At 44.0% G+C, this 23,645-nt stretch carries 24 protein-coding genes and 4 tRNA genes; 20 read left to right on the top strand and 8 right to left on the bottom strand.

The features are described from left to right. The first annotated feature begins 23 nt into the window (after positions 1–23). A complete protein-coding gene (locus NYE53_RS20610; protein WP_336155427.1) occupies positions 24–812 on the top strand; it encodes a hypothetical protein in 789 nt (262 codons plus the stop codon). Between the two features lie 37 nt (positions 813–849). On the opposite strand, the gene NYE53_RS20605 is transcribed toward NYE53_RS20610, so the two are convergent. Next, positions 850–1,587, bottom strand: a complete 738-nt coding sequence (locus NYE53_RS20605) for a MerR family transcriptional regulator (RefSeq protein WP_336155445.1) — start codon at positions 1,585–1,587, stop codon at positions 850–852. Between the two features lie 160 nt (positions 1,588–1,747). Further along, entirely contained in the window at positions 1,748–3,058 is a 1,311-nt protein-coding gene (locus NYE53_RS20600; RefSeq protein WP_268554110.1) for an MFS transporter, read from the bottom strand. A 100-nt stretch (positions 3,059–3,158) separates the two neighbouring features. On the opposite strand from NYE53_RS20600, the gene NYE53_RS20595 reads away from it, so the two are divergent. Further along, entirely contained in the window at positions 3,159–3,479 is a 321-nt protein-coding gene (locus NYE53_RS20595) for a hypothetical protein (protein WP_003226899.1), read from the top strand. 11 nt (positions 3,480–3,490) lie between these two features. Further along, positions 3,491–3,937 carry a DUF6376 family protein gene (locus NYE53_RS20590; RefSeq protein WP_339246591.1) on the top strand — a complete coding sequence of 149 codons (447 nt, stop codon included), beginning with the start codon at positions 3,491–3,493 and terminating at the stop codon, positions 3,935–3,937. 234 nt (positions 3,938–4,171) lie between these two features. Here the strand turns inward: NYE53_RS20590 and NYE53_RS20585 are convergent, their stop codons facing one another. Continuing rightward, positions 4,172–5,101 carry a manganese-dependent inorganic pyrophosphatase gene (locus NYE53_RS20585; RefSeq protein ID WP_003226902.1) on the bottom strand — a complete coding sequence of 310 codons (930 nt, stop codon included), beginning with the start codon at positions 5,099–5,101 and terminating at the stop codon, positions 4,172–4,174. Positions 5,102–5,306: 205 nt separating this feature from the next. Between NYE53_RS20585 and hypR the strand changes: the two genes are divergently transcribed. Further along, positions 5,307–5,684, top strand: a complete 378-nt coding sequence (hypR, locus tag NYE53_RS20580; protein WP_122895658.1) for a transcriptional regulator HypR — start codon at positions 5,307–5,309, stop codon at positions 5,682–5,684. Between the two features lie 29 nt (positions 5,685–5,713). Here hypR and cotF read toward each other — a convergent pair whose 3' ends face one another. Further along, positions 5,714–6,196, bottom strand: coding sequence for a spore coat protein CotF (gene cotF, locus NYE53_RS20575; protein WP_003243364.1), 483 nt, complete (start codon positions 6,194–6,196; stop codon positions 5,714–5,716). A 145-nt stretch (positions 6,197–6,341) separates the two neighbouring features. Here cotF and NYE53_RS20570 point away from each other — a divergent pair, with 145 nt between their 5' ends. The 4 genes from NYE53_RS20570 (at position 6,342) to rplI (ending at position 10,107) form a co-directional block, all read left to right on the top strand. Next, the gene (locus tag NYE53_RS20570) at positions 6,342–6,491 is read left to right on the top strand and encodes a hypothetical protein (RefSeq protein WP_003226909.1); all 150 of its coding nucleotides are present in this window, start codon (positions 6,342–6,344) and stop codon (positions 6,489–6,491) included. Positions 6,492–6,715: 224 nt separating this feature from the next. Next, on the top strand, positions 6,716–7,645 hold the full coding sequence (locus tag NYE53_RS20565) for a YybS family protein (protein ID WP_003243969.1): 930 nt from the start codon (positions 6,716–6,718) through the stop codon (positions 7,643–7,645). A gap of 36 nt (positions 7,646–7,681) precedes the next feature. Further along, on the top strand, positions 7,682–9,661 hold the full coding sequence (gdpP, locus tag NYE53_RS20560; protein WP_003242517.1) for a cyclic-di-AMP phosphodiesterase GdpP: 1,980 nt from the start codon (positions 7,682–7,684) through the stop codon (positions 9,659–9,661). After that, positions 9,658–10,107 (top strand): 50S ribosomal protein L9, encoded by a 450-nt coding sequence (gene rplI / locus NYE53_RS20555; RefSeq protein WP_003226915.1) that lies wholly within the window; start codon positions 9,658–9,660, stop codon positions 10,105–10,107. Before gdpP ends, rplI begins: the two co-directional genes overlap by 4 nt. A 35-nt stretch (positions 10,108–10,142) precedes the next feature. Here the strand turns inward: rplI and NYE53_RS20550 are convergent, their stop codons facing one another. The 3 genes from NYE53_RS20550 to NYE53_RS20540 form a co-directional block, all read right to left on the bottom strand. Further along, positions 10,143–12,194 (bottom strand): glycosyltransferase family 39 protein, encoded by a 2,052-nt coding sequence (locus NYE53_RS20550; protein ID WP_339246589.1) that lies wholly within the window; start codon positions 12,192–12,194, stop codon positions 10,143–10,145. Between the two features lie 105 nt (positions 12,195–12,299). After that, on the bottom strand, positions 12,300–13,508 hold the full coding sequence (locus tag NYE53_RS20545; protein ID WP_003226917.1) for a CynX/NimT family MFS transporter: 1,209 nt from the start codon (positions 13,506–13,508) through the stop codon (positions 12,300–12,302). A gap of 72 nt (positions 13,509–13,580) precedes the next feature. Beyond that, positions 13,581–13,721, bottom strand: coding sequence for a YycC family protein (locus NYE53_RS20540; protein ID WP_003242786.1), 141 nt, complete (start codon positions 13,719–13,721; stop codon positions 13,581–13,583). A gap of 120 nt (positions 13,722–13,841) precedes the next feature. Between NYE53_RS20540 and NYE53_RS20535 the strand changes: the two genes are divergently transcribed. After that, on the top strand, positions 13,842–14,045 hold the full coding sequence (locus NYE53_RS20535) for a hypothetical protein (protein WP_015250806.1): 204 nt from the start codon (positions 13,842–13,844) through the stop codon (positions 14,043–14,045). Positions 14,046–14,092: 47 nt separating this feature from the next. Here NYE53_RS20535 and NYE53_RS20530 read toward each other — a convergent pair whose 3' ends face one another. Beyond that, positions 14,093–14,293, bottom strand: a complete 201-nt coding sequence (locus NYE53_RS20530) for a DUF2188 domain-containing protein (RefSeq protein WP_003226922.1) — start codon at positions 14,291–14,293, stop codon at positions 14,093–14,095. 169 nt (positions 14,294–14,462) lie between these two features. Here NYE53_RS20530 and dnaB point away from each other — a divergent pair, with 169 nt between their 5' ends. The 11 genes from dnaB to walI all read left to right on the top strand — a co-directional run bounded on the left by dnaB (position 14,463) and on the right by walI (position 23,632). Continuing rightward, the gene (gene dnaB / locus NYE53_RS20525) at positions 14,463–15,827 is read left to right on the top strand and encodes a replicative DNA helicase (protein WP_003226923.1); all 1,365 of its coding nucleotides are present in this window, start codon (positions 14,463–14,465) and stop codon (positions 15,825–15,827) included. 121 nt (positions 15,828–15,948) lie between these two features. Beyond that, a complete protein-coding gene (locus NYE53_RS20520; RefSeq protein ID WP_339246586.1) occupies positions 15,949–16,368 on the top strand; it encodes a VOC family protein in 420 nt (139 codons plus the stop codon). A gap of 204 nt (positions 16,369–16,572) precedes the next feature. Then, a complete protein-coding gene (gene purA, locus NYE53_RS20515; protein WP_003226929.1) occupies positions 16,573–17,865 on the top strand; it encodes an adenylosuccinate synthase in 1,293 nt (430 codons plus the stop codon). A 224-nt stretch (positions 17,866–18,089) separates the two neighbouring features. Next, a tRNA-Lys gene (locus NYE53_RS20510) sits at positions 18,090–18,165 on the top strand. A gap of 9 nt (positions 18,166–18,174) precedes the next feature. Further along, a tRNA-Glu gene (locus NYE53_RS20505) sits at positions 18,175–18,246 on the top strand. Between the two features lie 81 nt (positions 18,247–18,327). Next, positions 18,328–18,404: transfer RNA gene (locus NYE53_RS20500), tRNA-Asp, on the top strand. 35 nt (positions 18,405–18,439) lie between these two features. Continuing rightward, positions 18,440–18,512: transfer RNA gene (locus NYE53_RS20495), tRNA-Phe, on the top strand. Positions 18,513–18,895: 383 nt separating this feature from the next. Beyond that, positions 18,896–19,603 (top strand): cell wall metabolism DNA-binding response regulator WalR, encoded by a 708-nt coding sequence (walR, locus tag NYE53_RS20490; RefSeq protein WP_003244363.1) that lies wholly within the window; start codon positions 18,896–18,898, stop codon positions 19,601–19,603. Between the two features lie 7 nt (positions 19,604–19,610). Further along, positions 19,611–21,446, top strand: a complete 1,836-nt coding sequence (gene walK, locus NYE53_RS20485; RefSeq protein WP_009968432.1) for a cell wall metabolism sensor histidine kinase WalK — start codon at positions 19,611–19,613, stop codon at positions 21,444–21,446. Then, positions 21,436–22,803 carry a WalRK two-component regulatory system regulator WalH gene (gene walH / locus NYE53_RS20480; RefSeq protein WP_032722849.1) on the top strand — a complete coding sequence of 456 codons (1,368 nt, stop codon included), beginning with the start codon at positions 21,436–21,438 and terminating at the stop codon, positions 22,801–22,803. Before walK ends, walH begins: the two co-directional genes overlap by 11 nt. Then, the gene (gene walI / locus NYE53_RS20475) at positions 22,790–23,632 is read left to right on the top strand and encodes a WalRK two-component regulatory system regulator WalI (protein WP_003226937.1); all 843 of its coding nucleotides are present in this window, start codon (positions 22,790–22,792) and stop codon (positions 23,630–23,632) included. Before walH ends, walI begins: the two co-directional genes overlap by 14 nt. Positions 23,633–23,645 lie beyond the last annotated feature (13 nt).

The raw sequence follows: 23,645 nt of genomic DNA, 5'->3' as shown, positions 1-23,645 counted from the left end.
GCTGATTAGGGAAGGTGACACAATTGAATGTGTATGACATCAGAATGGCTCCTTATTGGTTTTATGAAGGCAGAGGACTTGTTCAACATCCATACGTATTTCGGCAGCCTGTCTCCTCACGTGCAATCATTGCATCTACCCGCGGCGATGTCACGGGAGACGGCGTTATTGACGAGGTCTTTCTAACTGGAAATCAAATGCCCGGCAGCCCGTTATGGAGAAATATCACATTGGTGATCCGTGATGGCAGAACCCATCAGGAGCAGCAGATTCAGCTTCAAAACAATATGGGATACAATCCGTCACTTTTTCTGGGGGATATGACAGGCGACAAGATTGAGGATGTGGCAGTGGTAATAGACACAGGGGGAAGCGGCGGTGCTATTTATGCATATGTGTTTGCCTATCTAAACAGGCAGTTCCGGCGAATTTTCAATTCAGATGTATTGAATGATGAATTAAAGTACAGTGTGAGGTATCAAAATCAATATAAAGCGAGCGTCATCAGTCATCAGCAAAACGAAACGTATATCCTCGACCTTACTTACAAAGGCAGGGAATATTTGAATGAGATTTATAACAGCCAAGGTGTGTTAAAAATGCCGATAGAAGGATGGGTGAATCCTTTATCGGGCTTGTATCCGGTTGATTTTGACAGAGACGGCGTATACGAATTATTGGCGTACCAGCGGATAGCGGGAAGGTATAACGCCGACTCATTGGGATATGTTCAAACTGTATTGAAATGGAACGGACGGCGTTTTGCCGTTGACCGGCAGAATGTTTCGATTGTTGGCGGTGCTGTCTCGTAATCCTGATGGCTGTCACTCTATAAAGGGTGACAAAACATTATAGGTGTTCTGCAACGACAACCAAATAATAAGATAAACCGGCTTGCTGCTCTTCTAACATTCCTCTATGGAAATCATCTTGCATAAAAAAACGTGTTTGTTTTACGTAATCTTCTTTACTTGTCGGATGCCCGTTCTGATTTAGGAACTTAAGATGATTCATGACATGCTCTTGCACGGAAGGGTCATGATACGTTACACCATTTCTTAAAAAATCAGCCAACCTATCAAGAAAATGTTTAGCCTCTATTGCCATTTTGTTCATTTCATCGACATTGATTGTATGTGTATCCAATTCAAAATCGTAACGCTCTTTTAAATACCCATTTTGTTCTGCTAAAGATTGTTTCCATTCTTCAGCGCTTTCAAATCCTTTAAACATTACCTTATGATCCATGTTTTCACCTTTTCTCGTGTATTCTAAAGATGTGTTGACTGTTTGAATGAGACGCTGATACTTTTCAATTTTCTTTTCAAACAGCTTTTTTTGTTTTTCTAATGTACTTGTTCTTTCAGCATCCTCATTTAATAATCTTTTGATTTCTGACAAAGGAATATCTAATTCTTTGTAAAAAAGGATTTCCTGCAGTCTTTTTAGTTCGTCAGCACCATAGTACCGATATCCGGCTTCGCTTATTTCCTTTGGGGCTAGCAAGCCGATTTTGTGGTAATGATAAAGCGTTTTGATTGTGACATTCGCAATATTGGATCGTTCTTTTACTGTTAATTTCACCATCTGACTCCTCCTTTCTTCTTTCACTATGAGGCCTTACCTTTGGTTGGAGTCAAGGATAAAATGGTGGTGTTTTCGTCCGAGAACAGCCTAGTGAATGTTGGGAGAAAGAAAATAACACCTGGCGGATTCAAAGAAAAGAGTGCTTTTCAGCAAGCACTCTTCATTCCAGTTTAATTCGTTTTACATCCCCTAATACAAACACATAAAAAACCAATCCCAGCAACAGCACAAAACCAGCTACCAGAAAGCTGAGCGTAAAGGAGCCTGTCACATCAAACAAATACCCTGTCAGTGACGCAGCAATAATGCCTCCGAACAGGTTGTTTGCGAGATTCACCATGGAGCTCAGCATGGATACGGAACCGATCGGCGCGAGTTCTGCGGAGATGGACCAGCCGACCGGAGCGGTTGCGGAAATTCCGGCGAGCCCGATGGAAATGCAAATAATCGCTACGGTAATATTGTTCGTCAGAATGGAGCCTAAAAAGAAAAAGCCAAAGCTCATTCCGACTATGATTACGGTTCGGTACACCTTGGTGTTAGAGTAGCCTTTCTTAATAAAATAATCGACGAGCCAGCCTCCGACCACAATTCCGGAAATGGTTGAGATCAGCCACGGCACAGCTGTAAATAAACCGGACGACATGAGATCCATACCGTATGTATGTTTAAAGAAAGTCGGAAGCCAAGTGAGCAGCAGGTTGAATGTATACCCGTACCCTGTAAATCCGATCATTAAGCCCCATACTTTTCGATTGGTGAAAAGCTTTTTTAAAAGCGGGCCTGTTTTGTAAGGGATTTGCTCTGTTGTAATGGCATTGTGTTTTTGAATATAGTTTAGTTCACTTTTAGAAATACGTTTGTGCCGTTCAGGCTGTTCATAATACTGCCAGAAAAAGATTGTAAACAGCACATTGATGCATCCAATCGTCAAAAAAGCGACACGCCAGTCAAATGTTGTGACAAGAAAGGCGACCAATGGCGCGCCGATTACATTTGAAAACTTGGCGGCCGAATCGAACAGTGAGTTTGCTAATCCCCGCTCACTTGGAGGAAACCAGAGAGCGGTTGCTTTAGAGGCAGCAGGGAACGCAGAGGCGCTCGTCAGCCCAATGAGAAACCGGAACAGATACAACAGCAATTTTCCTTGCAAAAAAGCAAGAAGGATCGTTAAAAAGCTCCATATTGTCATTCCAACCCTCGTGACCCATGCGACCCCAAAACGGTCCAGCAAACTTCCGACAGGCAGCTGCATCAGTGTATAGGAATAGGTGTAAATGGAAAACACGATGCCGAGTTCAGTTGCAGTAAGGTGAAACGAATCCTGTATCGCAGGGGCCGCTACCGAGATGGCCACTCGGTCAAAATAATTAAGAATAATAATGCCGCTAAGTAACGAAGATATGTACCATCTGGTATGCCCAGGCCGTTTCACGCGCTCTTGACTCATGATGAAAACCTCCTCTGTCATAGCATGATCTCCTGATGGAAAAACCATTCAAATTTTAAATACCACAGCGCGCTTTTATATAAACGGCAGGAATTTGACTGGAACAGATTGGTGCTTTAGAATGAAAGTAATAAAAATGAATACTCCAAAGGGGAGTAGCTTTCACAGTAAAGTCGTCATTACGGGACAAGGTGTCCTCGGCTTTGCTGGCAATCTCATTGTTAGCGAGACCTTTGCCAAATCTGATTTGGTGAAGGTCTTTTTGTTTCAGGAACTTCACCAAATTGGTGGAGTTTTTTCATTTTTATCAAAAAGGGAGAGGAGCATCAGAATGTCTAAGCTGAAAAAGTGGCTGAAGCGTGAATTGGTGAGGAAAGGGCTGCCGTTAGCGAAAGAGAAATTGATTCCGATCTTAAAAGAAAAAATGAAAAAGAAACGATGAGGGGGCTGAAGATGAAGATCATTTTGACAATACTTGCCGGAGTGGGACTTTTGAGTGCAGGCGGACGCGGCATGCTTGATCAGGTGAACGACGGATTGAACTATACGAGTGAAGCAGCTGGTTATGTGGAGAAGGTGAAGACATTTGCAGAGGAAGCGCCTGAATTGGCTGAGAAAGCTGTAAATGACACCGAGGCGAAAGAAAAACTTGAAGCGCAGCTTGAGTCGATTCAGAAGGCTGCCGCTGATTTTAATGAATTAACGCCGCCTGATGCCGCAGCGGAGATTCATAAAATCATTCAGGAGCATAACGAAACCTTGCAGAAAAGCGCTGAAGATGTGTTGAAACAAGCCGAGGAAGGCAAGGTATCGCTTAAAGAATTGGAGCAGTCAGACCTGGTCCAAAACGCAAAGCAAATTACTGATGTGATGGGACAAATTGAGAAGCTGGGTGAATAAGAAAAAGCATCCCGACGCGGGATGCATCAGTGTGTCGACAAACCCTCGCATTCGTTGTCAGGCCTGCGCTTCGGTGCTCACGAATTCCAACATTCGCTGTGCTCCGATGCTCGTCCTTCCTAGACTTCAAGGGTTTTCAATCACGCTGAAAAGATGACAACATCCTAAAACTATAAACCGTTTTAGGATGTTGTCAGTAATATGAAGCATCCCGAGGACGGGATGCTATTTTTATTATTCAGCCATTGCGTCTGTTAAGACAGGAACGACTTGTTTTTTACGGGAAACAACGCCTTTTAAGAGGGCTGTGTTGTTTTCTAATGTAACGTTGAACGCTTTTTCCACTTTCGCTGCTTCGTTACCGATTGCAAGAGCAAGTGAATCATTTTCTAAGATATCTGTGATAACGAGAAGGAACAGATCAAGATTCTTCTCAGCCACAACTTTTGAGATCACAGCTTCTAATTCAGCTTGGCGTTTTTTCACATCTTCAATGTCCACTGTGTTTACTTGTGCGATTTCGACTTTCTTGCTGCCGAGTGTAAATTCTTTCGCATCAAGAGAAATGAGCTCTTCCACTGTTTTTTTGCTTAGATCAGCGCCTGCTTTCAACATGTTCAAGCCGTATTCTTCAGCATCTACTCCAGCGATCTCCGCAAGCTCTTTTGCTGCTGCTACGTCTTGGTCCGTGCAAGTTGGAGATTTGAATAACAGGGAATCAGAAATGATCGCAGACAGCATAAGGCCGGCAATTTCTTTCTCGATTTTCACGTTATTCTCTTTGTACATTTTGTTTAAGATGGTAGCCGTACAGCCTACAGGCTCAGCACGATAGTAAAGCGGCTCAGCTGTTTCAAAGTTAGCGATGCGGTGATGGTCGATAACCTCTAAAACCTGAACCTCTTCAATGTCTTTGATGCTTTGCTGGCGTTCGTTATGGTCAACCAGGATAACGCCGTTTACTTCGTTTGCAGCTGTTTCAACAAGACGCGGGCTTTCTTGTTTGAAATAGTCAAGCGCGTATTGTGTTTCGCCGTTGACTTGTCCGAGGCGGACAGGCTCAGCATTGAAGCCGAGTTTGTTTTTCAAATCAGCATAAGCAATCGCAGAACAAATCGTATCTGTGTCTGGGTTTTGGTGTCCGAAAATAAGTATCTTTTCCATGATAGCTCCTATCCTTTTTTTAAGTAGTGTAATCTTTATATAGTTTAACACGTCTTGCTGCAGGTGTAATCATGCAAACCCTTAAAAATTGATGTGAATAAGAAGCATTTTCTTTGAGCTAAGGAGAAAAGGTGTGTAAAATACTGGGTAGCTTAGTTGCAAAATGTAATGTAGTATCAAAAAAGGTACTATTGGAGGGTCAAGAATGAGTGGAAAAAAGAATATATACCCGAACAAAGAAGGCTGTCCAGTTGAATTTACTCTAGATGTTATTGGCGGAAAGTGGAAAGGAATTCTTTTTTATCACATGATAGATGGCAAGAAACGATTTAATGAGTTTCGGCGAATCTGCCCGAGTATTACTCAAAGAATGCTTACTCTTCAGCTGAGGGAGCTGGAAGCGGACGGCATCGTGCATCGTGAGGTTTATCACCAGGTGCCGCCCAAGGTTGAGTACTCTCTGACAGAATTCGGGCGAACGCTTGAACCGATCGTTTTGCAAATGAAAGAATGGGGAGAATCCAACAGAGACGTGCTGGAATCTTATCGTTCGAACGGCTTACTGAAGGATCAGCAGAAATAGCAGCAAAGGGAACTCCTTTGCTGCTTGTTTTATTTCATTGAAATGGCTCTGTTGGCGTTTCTGACATCGTTTTTCAACAGTTCAGAAAGGTTGTAAGACGGATAATATCCATGCTGATACATGTATCGATAAACTTGGGCGTGCAGCTGGATGGCAGCATTCAGCTGTTTGACCAGTACGTTTCTTAATTGAGGTGTTGCTGTTTCTGTAATTGCGATGGCATAGCTGCGGACAGATGTTTTGGCAAAACCGAGCAGGTCACCGCTGTAAAATGGGTTATCTGCGCGTTCTTCTTCCTCATCCTCTCTGTGCGGAGCCTGTGGAAAGAACGGAAGAAGCTCTCTCAAATTTTGCTCAACACCCTGAATAGACACGTTATAAAGCTGTCTGAGCTGAGGGTCTTTTACTTCTCTTATCATTTTCTTCAGTTTAATGAGTCCGTTTGATTGAAAAGCAACCAGCTCGTGCATTTCTAATGTTTCATGCCAAGCCAATGTTCTGCGTTCATCCATGTGAAAATTCTCCTTTATCGATCAGATTCCATATCAGCATATGCCCAACGCTCAATGTTGTTCATGATGTTTTGAAGTTTTTAAAAAGGGAAATTCACCTTATATAGGATACGGGTTGAGAACATGCACAAAGAGGTGAAACACAATGTGGGACATGATAAAGAACTTTTTCTTGTTTAGCAGCGGCGTTCTGCAAGCAACAACCCTTTTACTGGTGATCTTAATTTTTATGTATGTCAGAAAAACGAAAAAGAAAAACAAGGAATCTTCTGGCTTTATGGATGATAAACATTAATTGTGATGGGCATTCTTTTCAAAGAATGTCTTTTCATTTTTCATGTTTCACATGAAACATTAGCGTCATTTTACTTGCGATTTGGACTTATGTTAAAATATAAAAGTAAAATTTAGAGATGATATAAAAACATTCGGTGCAAAGTATGTTGCAGCGATGAAAAAGAGCAGTCGTTTATGCTGCTCTTTTCTATTCGTATGTTCAGGATGATACGAGGTGACTAAGTGAAACAAACGAGAGCTTTAATGGAAGGTGCTATTTTAATCAGTCTGTTTGCGATCATCACGCTTCTGGTCGTTTATGTTCCTGTGATTGGAACAATTCTGTTATTTGCACTGCCGCTGCCAATGATCTTGTATACGATCAGACATGGATTGAAGCTAGGGATATGGATGGGCGCTGTCAGTCTTCCGGTTGTTTTTATTGTCGGGTCCTTTAACGGGCTTATTGTAGCTTTTATGTCAGCTTGCGCCGGCATTGCCATGGGACATTTTTTCAAAAGGAAAGAGCCCGGGCACGCCATTATTTCGGGCGCTCTTATTTATATGCTTAGTATTGTCTTCTATTTTGTGATAAGCATTCAGTTTTTGGGTATCAATATCATTGATGAGGCAATGACACAATACCGGCAATCTCTTGATATTGTAGAAACTGTAGCGAAGCAGTCGGGCAATGCTGGGCAGTTTGAGAAGCAATTAAAACTGATGGAAGAACAATTGGGTATCGTTCAATATCTTTTTCCAACAGCTATTGTGATGGTAGGAGTTATTTTTTCTTTCCTCAGTTACCTTATCGCTAAGCCGCTCTTAAGGCGATTCTCCCCCGATATTCCTAATCTAAAGCCTTTTAGAGAGTTGAAGTTTCCGCAAAGTGTTGTAGTACTGTATTTGATTATTGTCATGCTTTCATTTTTGCCTTTAGAAAAAGGCCAAATGCTGTACTCTATCGCTTTAAATGGGGAGTTTATACTCGGGTTTCTGATTTTCATCCAAGGTTTATCATTTATCTTTTTCTATTGCCATAAGAAACAATATCCAAAGGCTGCGGCTGTGATTGCTGTCATACTTGGGTTTGTGCATCCGGTCTTCATGGCAGCCATTCGCATTTTAGGCGTTTTAGATATGGGCTTTCATATAAGGAATAAGGTGAAGTGAACATGAGTTTTACTCACATGGTGGGGAGTGATAGAAATGCCAAGCTTTTATGAAAAACCGCTGTTTCGGTATCCCATCTATGCATTGATTGCTCTGTCAATTATTACAATCCTCATCAGCTTTTATTTTAACTGGATATTAGGAACCGTTGAAGTGCTGCTGCTGGCAGTTATTTTGTTTTTTATTAAGCGTGCTGATTCTCTTATTCGACAAGAGATTGATGCTTATATTTCTACGTTGTCCTATAGGTTGAAAAAAGTCGGTGAAGAGGCATTGATGGAAATGCCGATTGGAATCATGCTTTTTAATGACCAATATTATATAGAATGGGCAAATCCGTTTCTTTCCTCTTGTTTTAATGAAAGCACTTTAGTGGGGAGATCACTTTACGATACTTGTGAATCGGTAGTGCCGCTTATCAAACAAGAGGTGGAATCGGAAACGGTTACATTGAATGACCGCAAGTTTAGGGTTGTCATCAAACGGGATGAGCGTCTCTTATATTTCTTTGATGTAACAGAACAAATTCAGATTGAAAAGCTATATGAAAACGAAAGAACCGTCCTGGCATATATTTTCCTTGATAACTATGATGATGTGACACAAGGATTGGATGACCAGACGAGAAGCACGATGAACAGCCAGGTGACATCTTTGCTGAACGCTTGGGCGCAGGAGTACGGGATCTTCTTGAAAAGGACGTCTTCAGAACGCTTTATCGCTGTACTTAATGAACACATCTTAACTGAACTCGAAAATTCGAAGTTTTCGATTCTTGATGAAGTGCGGGAAAAAACCTCATTTGACGGTGTAGCGCTGACGTTAAGCGTCGGTGTCGGGGCTTCAGTCTCTTCCCTGAAAGAACTTGGCGATTTGGCGCAATCCAGCTTGGACTTAGCACTGGGACGCGGCGGAGACCAGGTAGCCATTAAGCTGCCAAACGGCAAGGTGAAGTTTTACGGCGGTAAAACAAACCCAATGGAGAAACGAACAAGGGTGCGGGCCCGCGTGATTTCTCACGCCTTAAAGGAAATCGTCACCGAAAGCAGCAATGTGATTATCATGGGGCATAAATTCCCCGACATGGATTCTATCGGCGCAGCGATCGGGATTTTAAAGGTGGCTCAGGCAAATAACAAAGATGGTTTTATCGTGATTGATCCAAATCAAATCGGATCAAGTGTGCAGCGTTTGATTGGGGAAATCAAAAAATATGAAGAACTGTGGTCAAGATTTATTACGCCTGAAGAAGCAATGGAAATTTCCAATGATGACACACTGCTTGTGATCGTTGATACACATAAGCCGTCACTCGTCATGGAGGAACGGCTGGTCAATAAAATTGAACATATCGTGGTCATCGACCATCACCGCAGAGGTGAGGAGTTTATCAGAGATCCGCTGCTCGTTTATATGGAACCATACGCTTCTTCCACAGCGGAATTGGTGACAGAGCTGCTTGAATATCAGCCGAAGCGCTTAAAAATCAATATGATTGAAGCAACAGCCCTATTAGCTGGTATAATAGTGGATACAAAGAGCTTTTCTCTCCGCACGGGCTCGCGGACTTTTGATGCGGCTTCTTATTTAAGGGCAAAAGGCGCCGACACGGTGCTGGTGCAGAAGTTCCTGAAAGAAACCGTTGATTCCTATATTAAACGGGCGAAGCTGATCCAGCATACGGTCCTCTATAAAGATAACATTGCGATTGCTTCTCTTCCTGAAAATGAAGAGGAATACTTCGATCAAGTGCTGATTGCGCAGGCTGCCGATTCGCTGCTATCGATGAGTGAGGTTGAGGCTTCATTTGCGGTGGCGAGACGGGATGAACAAACGGTTTGTATCAGTGCGCGGTCGCTTGGCGAGGTAAATGTTCAGATCATCATGGAGGCCCTGGAAGGCGGAGGGCATTTAACAAATGCGGCGACTCAGTTGTCCGGCATTTCAGTTTCTGAAGCGCTGGAACGGCTGAAGCACGCCATAGATGAGTATTTTGAGGGAGGCGTACAGAGATGAAGGTTATTTTCTTACAAGATGTAAAAGGAAAAGGAAAAAAAGGCGAAGTCAAAAACGTAGCAGACGGTTATGCGCATAACTTTCTAATTAAAAAAGGCCTCGCGGTTGAAGCGAACGCGTCAAACATCAGCGCGTTAAACGGACAAAAGCAGAAAGAGAAAAAAGAAGCCATTGCTGAGCTTGAGCAGGCTAAGAGCTTGAAAGAGACATTAGAAAAACTGACTGTTGAGCTTAGCGCAAAATCAGGTGAGGGCGGCCGTTTATTTGGTTCAGTGACAAGCAAGCAAATCACTGAACAGCTCCAAAAAGACCATAACATTAAAGTAGATAAGCGGAAGCTTGAACTGCCGGACGGCATTCGTGCATTAGGATATACAAACGTGCCTGTGAAGCTGCATCCTGAAGTGCAGGCTGTGTTAAAGGTACATGTAAAAGAAGAAGCTTAATAGAAAAGAGGCTTGGATTCATCCAAGCCTCTTTTTTATTCCACGAGATAAAGAGTTTGCTGGCTTTCTCCGCCAGGTCCTCCTCGCATTCCCTGCACGCTGTTTGTGCTGCTGGAGGAACCGCTGTACTCGTCAGATGTTATTTCTTTTCCGTTTTTCTTAATCCAGGAAACAAGTTCGCTGTTGCCTGAGTTGTTTTCTGACAGAAGGAAGTATTTCACTTTGCCTTCGTTGATCAGTTTTTTCAGTTCCGACACAGTCAGAATGGGATCCGTGCCGTTAAATCCGCCCATTGCCATAACAGATTCATTTTCGTAAATGATGTATGGCGCAGCTGTTACGGTTGTCAAAGTAGCAAATAAATATTCTTCGCCGGTATTGTGTTTTCTCAGATAGGACAGGAGCCCGCTGTCGACCTCTGAAGAGAACATGTTCCCGCCGTTTGCTGAGCCTTTGAGCTGCGGGCCGGATTCAGGAAGGACGCTGTTGCCACCGTATAGAAGCGGCGTTGCTGACCAGTAAACTGGTGTGAGAAGCAGAACGCACAAGCTGATGATGGTCAGCAGCTTACTGAACGGATGGCTGCGTTTAAGCATCAGAAGTGCAAGGGTGATGCTCAGTCCTAAGAGCCCCAGGACATACATCCATACACTGCCGATTTGGCTTGTATAAGCGCTCAGAATATACATCTGAAACACGGCTGTGATCAAGACGGCTGCCGGCAGAAGATAGCTGGACCAGTCTTTATTATTTTTGTATAAGCGGTGCATCGTATACCATCCGATACCAGAAAGGGCGGCAATCGGCGGTGCCAGCATAATCAAATAATACTGGTGGAAGAATCCTGCGATGCTGAAGAAACCAGCCACGGGAACAAGCCAAGCCGCCCAGAATAGCGTTTCTTTCATTTTAGCAGCATGTCCGCGGCGATCACGGTACCAGCTGACGATTGCGCCCAGTAATCCGATCAATGAGAATGGAAGCATCCAGCTGATTTGGCCGGAAAGTGCTGATTGGAAAAGACGAAGCGGGCCAGGATCACCGGTGCCGAACATATTCATGCTTTTTCCGCCGCCAGGCCCTCCATTTCCAGGCCCGTTGCCACCTGTGGGAGGTGTGCCTCCGCCTCCATTGAGAGCGCCGGTTTGTCCGTTAGGCGGCTGAGGCGCCTGTGAATGGTTTCCGAATGATTGATTTCCGTTCTGAGAAAAAGATGAACCGTTGCCATTTGGCGCTTGCATGTTGTCTTGATTCTGCATGTTCCCTCCGCCAGCAGCATTCATATCACCCTTTGCAAGGCCCGTAGTTTGCCCAAGCAGACGCTCTGTGCCATTGTAGCCAAAGGCCAGTTCTAGCACTGAGTTAGTCTGGCTGCTTCCTACATAAGGCCGGCTTGAGGAAGAGGCTGAATCCACTGCAATCGCCCATGAGAGTGAAAGGCCTGTCAGAAGGACAAGAGACAGAAGCAGGGACCCGATTTTTTTCTTTAGAGAAACCCGAGATGCAACTAGGTAGAATAACACAAATGCAGGCAATACCATAAACGCTTGCATCATCTTCATATTAAAGGCGAGCCCAATTAGGGCAAATGCCATCAGCAGCCAAACCAGCTTGCCTTGTTTTACTGCCCGAAACAGGCAAGCTGAACCGAGCAATAAGGTAAAAACAAGCATGCTGTCGATATTGTTTGTCCGGCTGACAGCTACTGCGATAGGGGTCAGTGCCATGACAAGTGCGGCAATGCGGGCCGCTCCAATTCCAAAAGTCGGCTTAATCATTCTGTAGAGAAGGAATACAGACCCAACTCCGGCAAGAGCCTGGGGAATGATGACACTCCACGTGTGAACACCGAAAATCAGTGCGAAAATCGTTTGAATCCATAACACGACAGGAGGCTTATCTACTGTCACAAATCCAGAAGGGTCAAATGACGCATAAAAGAAATTATGGAAGCTTTGCGTCATGCTTTTTACAGCCGCCAAATAGTACTGGTTCGCTGTGTCCTCCTGCCAAATGTGATACGTATTCAAAAAAGCTGCTCCCAGCAAAATAAAAATAAGGGCTGCGTCGAATCGTTTGGTTTTCATCGTTTTTCACCTCTTTATGGTGTCTAATTGTAAAAAACAAATATGAAAAACTTATGAATAAACCATAAATATTCAAAGAAAAAAGCGGAGATATTTTTCCCGCTTTTATGCTGAATTTCTTTGTTTTTCTGACTGAAAAATGTATCGATCTCGTCCGGCTCCCTGTCCAGCTGCTCCCATTACGATCAGGGCAGCAATAAGAAGCACAATCGGCATCGTCCAAGAATGCGTCTGGTCAAAGAGATAGCCGACAAAGATTGGCCCGACTGCTGCCAGCAGGTAGCCGAATGACTGAGACATGCCTGACAGCGCAGCGGCCTGTTGGGCATTTTCACTGCGGAGACCAATCAAAGTGAGCGCCAGACTAATGCTGGAGCCTTGCCCGATACCGATAATGATCATCCAGATGGCAAGCAATGTATGGCTTCCGCCCGCTAATAATCCGCAGAGGCCGATCAGATAAACTGAGGCCAGCGCCGCAACGATACCGCGCTGCTGTTTCACACGGTCAGCTAAAACTGGCGTCAGAAAAGTGGAAGGCAGACTCGCAAATTGCATGAGTGATACCATCCATCCGGCTGTTGCCGTATCAATCCCGTGTGAACGGAGAATTTCAGGAAACCAAGCGATGCTGCTGTAAAATAAAAACGATTGCAGGCCCATAAAGATGGTGACATACCATGCCATTTTGGAAGCCCAAATGGAACTGGATTGCAGCTTCATTGTCTGGTTTGCCGTATCTCGATGGCGCAGCTGAGGTATCCAGATCAGCAATGCAAGCAAAGCCAGCCCGCCCCATAAGAGAAAGGCTTGTTTCCACCCGCCATTCATCTGGGTCGCTAAAGGAACGCTGACACCCGATGCTAAAGCTGCGAATATATTCATTGATGTCGTATACAGGCTGATCATGATCCCTGGCTTTTCAGGGTATTTATGTTTGATTAAGCTTGGCAAAAGTACGTTACCAATCGCAATCCCGACGCCGATAAGTGCCGTTCCGAAAAACAAAGCGGCAGTATAGCCGGTAGAACGAGTCAAAACACCGATCAGCAGTATCACGAGACCTAGCCATAAAGTTCGCTCATTTCCGAGGCGCTGTCCAAGCTTAGGTGCAAGCGGAGAAAGAACTGCAAACGAAAGCAGCGGCAGTGCGGTCAAAAAACCGGCTGCCCCATTGGACATGTGCAGCTCTGCCCGGATAGAGCTGATGACCGGACCGACTGAAGTGATCGCGGGCCGTAAATTAAAGGCGATAAAGATAATGCCGGTGATCAGCCAAAATGATTGGATTTTTTTATTATGTGGATGTGGCAAAGCAGTTACTCCTCTTTTCTAACATATACATGATATTATCCCGAAACAGGTAAGCAAGTATGTGAATGAAGGCTATGATTTGTCCTCTTTTTGCAGTTCAGCCATTTTGGCAAGCAGAATATGCTGAGGCATATGCATGATCTGTTCAAGCGGCAGATTCAAGGACTCTGCAAGCTTTTGTGCAGTTTCAGCAGAAATTTGCAAAGGTCTCACAAAAGATCCCTCCTCTCTTCTGTCCATTGTACAAGAATCAGATGTGAAATGTAAGAAGATGTCACAAAGGAATAGAGCGATCGGAAAATGACCGTTATAAAAGAGGTAAGGAGGGTTCTTATGCACGCACCGTTATCCTTATTAAAACAAATGCTGAAGGAACACCAAATAGACACTGAAAAAGCTGTCACTTTCGAAGAATATATAGCAGTGAGGTTAAAGCTTCAGGAGCTGATGGGGAAATTTGCTTCGATCGGGGAGTGGGATCTGTATCAAAAAGCGGCAGATTTGATGATGCACATAGGCATCCAATGGATGAAATAAACCGATAACCGCTAAAAAACCCTCGCTGCAGCGAAGGCTTTCATTCATTAAAATGAGTGTTCTTCTTCCACATTTTTAAACTGGTCATAAATTACAAGCTTAGACGGACTGTTTTCCTTAGCCACCTGTTTGGCCTTTTCAATAGCGGCGTCTTTAGACGTATACAAAGCTGTCGGCGCTACATTCTCCACCTCAATAAACCAGCCGTCCGCATCAACATTAGGTGTAATCGCATATTTCTTTATCATCTTTCATTCCTCCCTCATGTTTTATTGCATTTTTCCCGCCTTGTTACTGTCCGAAACGATCCAATCTGCTAACTGAAAAAAACAGGAAACAGACAATTTTTCTATTTTTTTTCTGTAGAAATGGTAGAATGGAGGTTGGAGATTTTTTAATGAGAGGACGGTGCTTAGCATGACAGACCTTCTGAATGACCGGCTTCCTCCGCAAAATATAGAAGCCGAACAAGCCGTGTTAGGCGCTATTTTTTTACAGCCGTCTGCTTTAACACTGGCTTCAGAAGTATTGATTCCAGATGATTTCTATAGAATGTCCCACCAAAAAATCTATAATGCGATGCTGGTGCTCGGTGACCGAGGTGAACCGGTTGATCTGGTGACAGTAACATCAGAGCTTGCGAACACAGACCTGCTGGAAGAAGTAGGCGGCATTTCATATTTGACAGATATCGCAAACTCGGTGCCGACAGCGGCTAACATAGAATATTACGCGAAAATCGTTGAGGAAAAATCGATTCTTCGCCGATTAATCAGAACTGCGACAACGATTGCTCAAGACGGGTATACCCGTGAGGATGAGGTCGAGGATTTGCTCAGTGAAGCGGAAAAAACGATTATGGAAGTGGCACAGCGCAAAAACACGAGTGCCTTCCAAAATATTAAGGACGTCCTTGTCCAGACCTATGATAATATCGAACAGCTTCATAATCGAAAAGGTGATATCACGGGAATTCCAACAGGGTTTACGGAGCTTGACCGGATGACTGCGGGTTTCCAGCGCAACGACTTGATCATTGTGGCTGCCCGTCCGTCAGTAGGGAAAACAGCCTTTGCCCTGAACATCGCACAAAACGTGGCGACAAAGACCGATGAGAGCGTAGCGATTTTCAGTCTTGAGATGGGTGCAGAGCAGCTCGTTATGCGTATGCTCTGTGCCGAGGGAAATATCAATGCCCAGAATCTCCGTACAGGTAACCTGACCGAAGAGGATTGGGGCAAGCTGACGATGGCAATGGGAAGCCTGTCGAACAGCGGGATTTACATCGATGATACACCGGGTATTCGGGTGAGTGAAATCCGTGCCAAGTGCCGCCGCTTGAAGCAGGAAAGCGGGCTAGGCATGATTTTGATCGATTACCTGCAATTGATTCAGGGAAGCGGTCGTTCAAAGGACAACCGTCAGCAGGAAGTATCTGAAATTTCCCGTGAACTGAAGTCGATTGCGAGGGAGCTGCAAGTCCCTGTTATCGCGCTTTCTCAGCTTTCCAGGGGTGTTGAGCAGCGTCAGGATAAACGTCCGATGATGTCTGATATCCGGGAATCAGGAAGTATCGAGCAGGACGCGGATATTGTCGCGTTCCTTTATCGTGATGACTACTATGACAAAGAAACCGAGAATAAAAATATTATCGAAATTATTATCGCCAAACAGCGTAACGGCCCGGTAGGAACTGTGTCTCTTGCGTTCGTAAAAGAATACAACAAATTCGTCAACCTGGAACGGCGTTTTGATGACGCAGGCGTTCCGCCCGGCGCATAAGCCCCAAGAGCTGCTCTTGGGGTTTTTTTTCATTCGAAAGATGGAAGAAATACCGTTCGCTCAGCGGATGAAAATTTGAAAGCGTTTTAATAAAATGGTGCAAAAAGGAGATGGTAACAATATGGGAAAACGTTTTTCGTCTTTTCAAGCAGCACAAATCCGAATTGCGCGTCCTACGGGCCAGCTTGATGAGATTATTCGTTTTTACGAAGAGGGACTGTGTTTGAAACGAATAGGAGAGTTTTCAAAGCATAACGGGTATGACGGTGTCATGTTCGGCCTTCCTCATGCCGATTATCATTTGGAATTCACCCAGTATGAAGGGGGAAGCACTGCCCCCGTTCCCCATCCCGACAGCCTTCTTGTTTTTTATGTGCCGAATGCAGATGAACTGGCAGCGATCACTTCAAAGCTAAAGCACATGGGCTATCAAGAGGTCGAATCAGAGAACCCGTACTGGAGCAATGGGGGCGTGACGATAGAGGACCCGGACGGCTGGCGGGTCGTTTTAATGAATTCAAAAGGGATATCAGGCAAGTGATTCTTTCTTATGCTAAAGGATGAAAGTTTCCAAGCTTTTTATGACAAAGTAGTGAGAAAACGCTTATAAAACGAATGAAAGCGAACGAATATAGATTTGCAATAATTTAATGTTCGGATTTACAATTGACTTTCTGTTTCTTCACTGATAAACTTGATTTGTTTGAATAGAATCGTTTTGAAAGGTTAACGGAGGTGCACGGACATGTCTTCAGTAGTTGTAGTAGGTACGCAATGGGGCGATGAAGGAAAAGGTAAAATTACAGATTTCCTATCAGAAAATGCAGAAGTGATCGCCCGTTATCAAGGCGGAAATAACGCAGGGCATACAATCAAGTTTGACGGAATCACATATAAGCTTCACTTAATCCCGTCTGGAATTTTCTATAAGGATAAAACGTGTGTAATCGGAAACGGAATGGTTGTAGATCCGAAAGCATTAGTCACAGAGCTTGCGTATCTTCATGAGCGCAACGTGAGTACAGATAACCTGAGAATCAGCAACAGAGCTCACGTCATTCTGCCGTATCATTTGAAATTGGATGAAGTGGAAGAAGAGCGTAAAGGGGCTAACAAGATCGGCACAACGAAAAAAGGAATCGGTCCTGCTTACATGGATAAAGCAGCCCGCATCGGAATTCGCATCGCGGATCTGTTAGACCGTGACGCGTTTGCGGAAAAGCTTGAGCGCAATCTTGAAGAAAAAAACCGTCTTCTCGAGAAAATGTACGAGACAGAAGGGTTTAAACTTGAGGATATCTTAGACGAATATTATGAGTACGGCCAGCAGATTAAAAAATATGTTTGCGATACATCTGTTGTCTTGAACGATGCTCTTGATGAAGGGCGCCGTGTATTATTTGAAGGCGCACAAGGGGTTATGCTCGATATCGACCAAGGAACATACCCGTTTGTTACGTCATCTAACCCGGTTGCCGGCGGTGTCACGATCGGTTCTGGTGTCGGCCCGACCAAAATCAAGCACGTTGTCGGTGTATCAAAAGCATATACGACTCGTGTCGGCGACGGTCCTTTCCCGACTGAGCTGAAAGATGAAATCGGCGATCAAATCCGTGAAGTCGGACGCGAATATGGAACAACAACAGGCCGCCCGCGCCGTGTCGGCTGGTTTGACAGCGTTGTTGTCCGCCACGCCCGCCGTGTGAGCGGAATTACAGATCTTTCTCTGAACTCTATTGACGTCCTAACAGGAATTGAAACGTTGAAAATCTGTGTGGCGTACCGCTACAAAGGCGAAATTATTGAAGAATTCCCAGCAAGTCTTAAAGCACTTGCTGAATGTGAGCCGGTATATGAAGAAATGCCAGGCTGGACTGAGGATATTACAGGTGCGAAGAGCTTGAGCGAGCTTCCGGAAAATGCGCGCCATTATCTTGAGCGTGTGTCTCAGCTGACAGGCATTCCGCTTTCTATTTTCTCTGTCGGTCCAGACCGCTCACAAACAAATGTCCTTCGCAGTGTGTACCGTGCGAACTAAATAGAATATGTCTGCAAGCCCCTATATAAGGGGCTTGTTTTTTGTTTGAAAGCCGCATATAAGTTGGTCTGAGAAAAAAATATGAAAAAAAACCAAAAAAGTTATTGCCACTTCTATTTGTTCGTGATATTATAAATCTCGTTGTTACGGAAACTGCTTCAATAGAGTACGAGATAAGAACTAGATCTAAGTCGTTTGCTCTATAGAAATTCCGACATCTTTAAGAGCCATTAGCTCAGTTGGTAGAGCATCTGACTTTTAATCAGAGGGTCGAAGGTTCGAGTCCTTCATGGCTCACCATTTCGTGAAGGCCCGTTGGTCAAGCGGTTAAGACACCGCCCTTTCACGGCGGTAACACGGGTTCGAATCCCGTACGGGTCATTGATTTACTTTAGCGTTATTGCTAAATTCCTTATTTGTCTGTGAGAGCTGACACGACAGCTCTCCGGGCAATTACTGTAAGGTCCGGTAGTTCAGTTGGTTAGAATGCCTGCCTGTCACGCAGGAGGTCGCGGGTTCGAGTCCCGTCCGGACCGCCATTTTACTTTACTTAGTAGAGAAAAATAAAACATTTGGCTCGGTAGCTCAGTTGGTAGAGCAACGGACTGAAAATCCGTGTGTCGGCGGTTCGATTCCGTCCCGAGCCACTTACCAAACGCATCTGCAATCGTAGGTGCGTTTTTTCTTTTAGGAAAAAGGCAAACATGAGGAGTGTTATAATAGAAGAAAAAGGGAGAACCGGCCCTGCGGCCGGTTCAAAGAAGAAGACGTCATTGATAAAGACGCACTCCGGTGAGGGGAGGTTTCAATAAAGTTATCTTTTTTAAAAAAAGTTGACCAGCATGACAATAGATAAACAACTGGCGATAAAGGTGAAACATGTGTTTTTTTTCTAAACCTTTATTTTTTTTATCTTTTGACCTTAAACCGTTATAATAGACAAGGACCCATTCTTTACATGGGCCATAAGTGATGAAACGAATGTTATATAGATGAAATGAAGTCATTCGGCAGGAGGAAAATCAAAATGATGGATAAAAAGATCCTTGTAGTAGATGATGAAAAACCGATTGCAGATATATTGGAATTTAACTTAAGAAAAGAAGGCTATGAAGTGCACTGTGCCCACGACGGAAACGAAGCCGTTGAAATGGTAGAAGAGCTTCAGCCTGATTTAATTCTTTTAGATATTATGCTCCCGAATAAAGACGGCGTTGAAGTATGCCGCGAAGTCAGAAAGAAATACGATATGCCAATCATTATGCTGACGGCTAAGGATTCAGAAATTGACAAGGTTATCGGGCTTGAAATCGGTGCTGATGACTATGTCACAAAACCATTCAGCACACGCGAGCTCTTGGCGCGTGTAAAAGCGAACCTGCGCCGCCAGCTGACAACAGCGCCTGCGGAGGAAGAGCCTTCCTCTAACGAGATTCATATCGGCTCTCTCGTCATCTTCCCTGACGCGTACGTTGTATCAAAACGAGACGAAACAATCGAATTGACTCATCGTGAGTTCGAATTGCTTCATTATTTAGCAAAACATATCGGACAAGTGATGACCCGTGAACATTTGCTTCAAACCGTTTGGGGCTATGATTACTTCGGCGATGTCAGAACGGTTGACGTAACAGTCCGCCGGCTTCGTGAAAAAATCGAGGACAACCCGAGCCATCCAAATTGGATCGTCACACGCCGCGGTGTAGGTTATTACTTGAGAAACCCAGAACAGGACTAATGCCCATATGAATAAGGTTGGTTTTTTTCGGTCGATCCAATTTAAGATTACCTTGATTTATGTGCTTTTGATTATCATTGCCATGCAAATCATTGGTGTGTATTTTGTCAATCAGGTAGAGAAGTCGCTAATCAGCTCTTATGAACAATCGCTGAATCAGCGAATCGACAACCTTTCTTATTATATCGAACAAGAATATAAGAGCGATAACGACAGCACCGTCATAAAGGATGACGTCAGCCGTATTTTGAATGACTTCACGAAAAGTGATGAGGTTCGGGAAATTAGCTTTGTAGATAAAAGCTATGAAGTGGTCGGTTCTTCAAAGCCGTATGGTGAGGAAGTGGCAGGGAAACAAACGACCGATCTGATTTTCAAAAGAATTTTTTCTACCAAACAGTCGTATTTAAGAAAATATTATGACCCGAAAAGCAAAATCAGAGTTCTTATTTCCGCGAAGCCCGTCATGACTGAAAACCAAGAGGTTGTCGGCGCGATCTATGTTGTCGCGAGTATGGAAGATGTCTTTAATCAAATGAAGACGATCAACACGATACTGGCGTCCGGCACAGGTTTGGCACTTGTTTTGACGGCTCTTCTCGGTATTTTTCTGGCAAGAACCATTACCCACCCGCTTTCAGATATGCGAAAGCAGGCGATGGAGCTTGCGAAAGGGAATTTCTCGAGGAAGGTTAAAAAGTACGGGCATGATGAAATTGGGCAGCTGGCCACAACGTTTAACCACTTAACGAGAGAGCTTGAAGATGCCCAAGCGATGACTGAAGGAGAACGCAGAAAGCTAGCCTCTGTCATTGCCTATATGACAGACGGCGTAATCGCCACAAACCGAAACGGAGCGATTATTCTCTTAAACAGCCCGGCGCTGGAGCTGTTGAACGTTTCACGTGAAACAGCCTTAGAAATGCCGATTACGAGTTTGCTGGGGCTTCAAGAGAATTATACTTTTGAAGATTTAGTGGAGCAGCAGGATTCTATGCTGCTTGAAATTGAGCGCGATGATGAATTAACGGTGCTTCGCGTGAATTTCTCTGTGATTCAAAGGGAACACGGCAAAATTGATGGTTTAATCGCTGTCATTTACGATGTAACCGAACAAGAGAAAATGGATCAGGAACGCAGAGAATTCGTTGCGAATGTATCACATGAGCTGCGGACGCCGCTTACGACAATGCGCAGCTATTTAGAAGCGTTAGCTGAAGGCGCGTGGGAAAATAAAGACATTGCTCCGCGCTTCTTAATGGTGACGCAAAATGAAACAGAGCGTATGATCCGGCTTGTCAATGATCTGCTTCAGCTGTCGAAATTTGACAGTAAAGATTATCAATTTAACCGGGAATGGATTCAGATTGTCCGGTTTATGTCACTTATTATTGACCGTTTTGAAATGACAAAAGAGCAGCATGTGGAGTTTATCCGCAATCTGCCGGACAGAGATCTGTATGTCGAGATTGACCAGGATAAAATAACGCAGGTGCTCGATAATATTATTTCTAACGCTTTAAAATATTCACCGGAAGGCGGACATGTCACGTTCTCGATTGATGTCAATGAAGAGGAAGAACTTCTCTATATCAGCGTGAAGGATGAAGGGATCGGCATTCCGAAAAAAGATGTCGAAAAAGTCTTTGACCGCTTCTACAGGGTGGATAAAGCGAGAACGAGAAAGCTTGGCGGCACCGGTCTGGGATTGGCGATTGCCAAGGAAATGGTACAGGCGCACGGTGGAGATATTTGGGCGGACAGCATAGAAGGAAAAGGCACGACGATTACATTTACTCTTCCATATAAAGAGGAACAAGAGGATGATTGGGATGAAGCGTGAAAATATAAAAACGATATTACTTACGGTACTCGTCGTCATCAGTCTTGTTTTTACATGGGGGATATGGACGTTCCAGCCAAACTTTTCTGAAGGCTCATCCTCAACAGAGTCTACTGTTCGTGTAAAACATAAAATCGAAAAAACCACCCAAAAGCTGTCTGAAACGGTAAGGCCAAGGGACATGTTTATCCATGATGACGGCGCTCATTACAAAGTGGATGACAATGCCCTCTATGAAGAAATCTGGTCTGACTTGCCGCATTGGGATGTGAAAGGGATTAAAGATATTTCGGATCAGTATGACAAGGCTGGATTCAAAAGCTGGTTTTATGGAATAGGCGGTTCTGAAGCCAAGCTTGACTTACAATTCAGCGATACGATTCCGATTGATATTTTCCAAACGCTGTTTAAATGGTCTAATCAGTCGTTTGAATACAGTTCGTTTGACCATATTCTGATCCCGTTCAATGAAACAAAAGCAAACAAGAAAATCTATTTGGTGTCTTACAGCAAGCAGCTCATTCTTGAAGTGACGGTTGAATCAGCAAACTACCGGAACATTATGAACGACTTGAAAAACAGGCAATCAAATATGCCGGCGTTCAGTTTGTTCTCCATTGGCTCAAAGAAAGAGTTCTTGCTGCCGAACAAACCGCTTACGATGGACAAAAAAGAATTTGTCACAGAATCGATTAAAACAAATACCTTTAAGCAGGCTTTGTTTAGCGATCCGAGCATTGTAAGAGAAGATTCGAATTACAACAACAGAAATGTGCTGACAGATGGGATCAGCCGTTTAGATGTGAATCTAAGCCAGCGACAGGTGCAATTCCAGCAGCGCAATTTGGTGCAGAGCACATCCTATCAAACAGGTGAATTAATCAAAAAGAGCCAAAAATATCTTGAGGATACCGGAAGCTGGACGGATCACTATCAATTTTTCAATATCAATGACAGCCAGCAGCTGAGCTTCTATATCTTTATGGATCAGATTCCGGTCATTAACAGCACCGCCAAACCTTTCGGAGCGACATCGGCGATTACGGTGCAATGGGCGAATGATGATATTCTCAGCTATAAGCGGCCGAATTACAGTCTCGGAACGAATCCGATTAAAACAAGTGAAACAGAGCTCATGAGCGGCAGCGAAGTGAGGATGCTGCTTTCGAAACAAACCGCTTATGATACGGACAAAATTGATCAGATCTTCCTTGCTTATCAATTGGTATCAACATCAACCAACGATGATCCTCTCGTTGAACTGGAACCAGTTTGGGCGATGAAAGTAAATGGAAAAATTGTGCCGATTACAAAGGATTTATTGAGGAAGGAGGGGGCCAACAGTGGAGTGGAATAAGACAAAATCAATCTTCATCGTTGCCTTCCTCATTTTAGATATTTTCTTAGGCTATCAGTTTTTTCAAAAATGGCAGGCTACCGGCAAGGAATATGAAGTCATTAAAAATGATGTCGAGCATGACATGAAGGCCGATCATATCACGTATGAGGGTTTGAATAAGGAAGCAACAGAAGGCTATCGGATCACGGCAAATCAAAAAGCCTTCACCAAGGAGGAAATTGAGGCGCTGAAGGATCAAAAGCCTTTGATGGACATGCCTAGTGATGATCATAAAGTAACGAGCCTGAAAATGAAGTTCGCAAATCCAATAGCCCTATCAAAGAAGGATATCGAGGACGATGCTCAGGCACTTGTTTCTTCGAAAATTCAAGATGGCGAAAAATATAAGCTTTGGAAGGTTGATAAATCGAAGAAAGAAATTATTTTCTTCCAAACGTACGAAGGCCATTATATTTACCAAAAGACCGACAATCCCTCTAATATGATCGGGCAAGTGGTGCTGCACTTAAACGGTAAAAACGAGGTTGTGTCATACGACCAGACTACGCTTGAGACCTTCAAGCAAATCCAGAAAGAAAGCTTAATTACTGAAATGGATGCGGTTGAGCTATTGTACTATCAAAATCAATTAAAAGAATACAGCACTGTGAAGAGCTGTAAATTCGGCTATGTAGCACAATATCCGCTGACAAGTACGCAGGTGCTGGCGCCGGTATGGAGAATTACGGTCGAGTACGAGAAAAAAGTGAACGGTGAGAAAAAGACAGTACAAGAGTATTTTACTGTGAATGCTTTGGAGAGTACGATTTTAGATACAGATCAATGAAAATAATGGAGTG

Source organism: Bacillus sp. FSL R5-0523, assembly GCF_037975295.1.
Taxonomy (GTDB): Bacteria; Bacillota; Bacilli; order Bacillales; family Bacillaceae; genus Bacillus; species Bacillus subtilis.
This window is presented reverse-complemented; position numbering and strand designations above follow the sequence as displayed.

Bases quoted from the DNA above. Each gene is read 5' to 3' on its own strand.
- NYE53_RS20605 (WP_336155445.1), bottom strand. From the start codon at position 1,587: ATGGTGAAATTAACAGTAAAAGAACGATCCAATATTGCGAATGTCACA.
- NYE53_RS20600 (WP_268554110.1), bottom strand. From the start codon at position 3,058: ATGACAGAGGAGGTTTTCATCATGAGTCAAGAGCGCGTGAAACGGCCT.
- NYE53_RS20595 (WP_003226899.1), top strand. From the start codon at position 3,159: ATGAAAGTAATAAAAATGAATACTCCAAAGGGGAGTAGCTTTCACAGT.
- NYE53_RS20590 (WP_339246591.1), top strand. From the start codon at position 3,491: ATGAAGATCATTTTGACAATACTTGCCGGAGTGGGACTTTTGAGTGCA.
- NYE53_RS20585 (WP_003226902.1), bottom strand. From the start codon at position 5,101: ATGGAAAAGATACTTATTTTCGGACACCAAAACCCAGACACAGATACG.
- hypR (WP_122895658.1), top strand. From the start codon at position 5,307: ATGAGTGGAAAAAAGAATATATACCCGAACAAAGAAGGCTGTCCAGTT.
- cotF (WP_003243364.1), bottom strand. From the start codon at position 6,196: ATGGATGAACGCAGAACATTGGCTTGGCATGAAACATTAGAAATGCAC.
- NYE53_RS20570 (WP_003226909.1), top strand. From the start codon at position 6,342: ATGTGGGACATGATAAAGAACTTTTTCTTGTTTAGCAGCGGCGTTCTG.
- gdpP (WP_003242517.1), top strand. From the start codon at position 7,682: ATGCCAAGCTTTTATGAAAAACCGCTGTTTCGGTATCCCATCTATGCA.
- rplI (WP_003226915.1), top strand. From the start codon at position 9,658: ATGAAGGTTATTTTCTTACAAGATGTAAAAGGAAAAGGAAAAAAAGGC.
- NYE53_RS20550 (WP_339246589.1), bottom strand. From the start codon at position 12,194: ATGAAAACCAAACGATTCGACGCAGCCCTTATTTTTATTTTGCTGGGA.
- NYE53_RS20535 (WP_015250806.1), top strand. From the start codon at position 13,842: ATGCACGCACCGTTATCCTTATTAAAACAAATGCTGAAGGAACACCAA.
- NYE53_RS20530 (WP_003226922.1), bottom strand. From the start codon at position 14,293: ATGATAAAGAAATATGCGATTACACCTAATGTTGATGCGGACGGCTGG.
- dnaB (WP_003226923.1), top strand. From the start codon at position 14,463: ATGACAGACCTTCTGAATGACCGGCTTCCTCCGCAAAATATAGAAGCC.
- NYE53_RS20520 (WP_339246586.1), top strand. From the start codon at position 15,949: ATGGGAAAACGTTTTTCGTCTTTTCAAGCAGCACAAATCCGAATTGCG.
- purA (WP_003226929.1), top strand. From the start codon at position 16,573: ATGTCTTCAGTAGTTGTAGTAGGTACGCAATGGGGCGATGAAGGAAAA.
- walR (WP_003244363.1), top strand. From the start codon at position 18,896: ATGGATAAAAAGATCCTTGTAGTAGATGATGAAAAACCGATTGCAGAT.
- walK (WP_009968432.1), top strand. From the start codon at position 19,611: ATGAATAAGGTTGGTTTTTTTCGGTCGATCCAATTTAAGATTACCTTG.
- walH (WP_032722849.1), top strand. From the start codon at position 21,436: ATGAAGCGTGAAAATATAAAAACGATATTACTTACGGTACTCGTCGTC.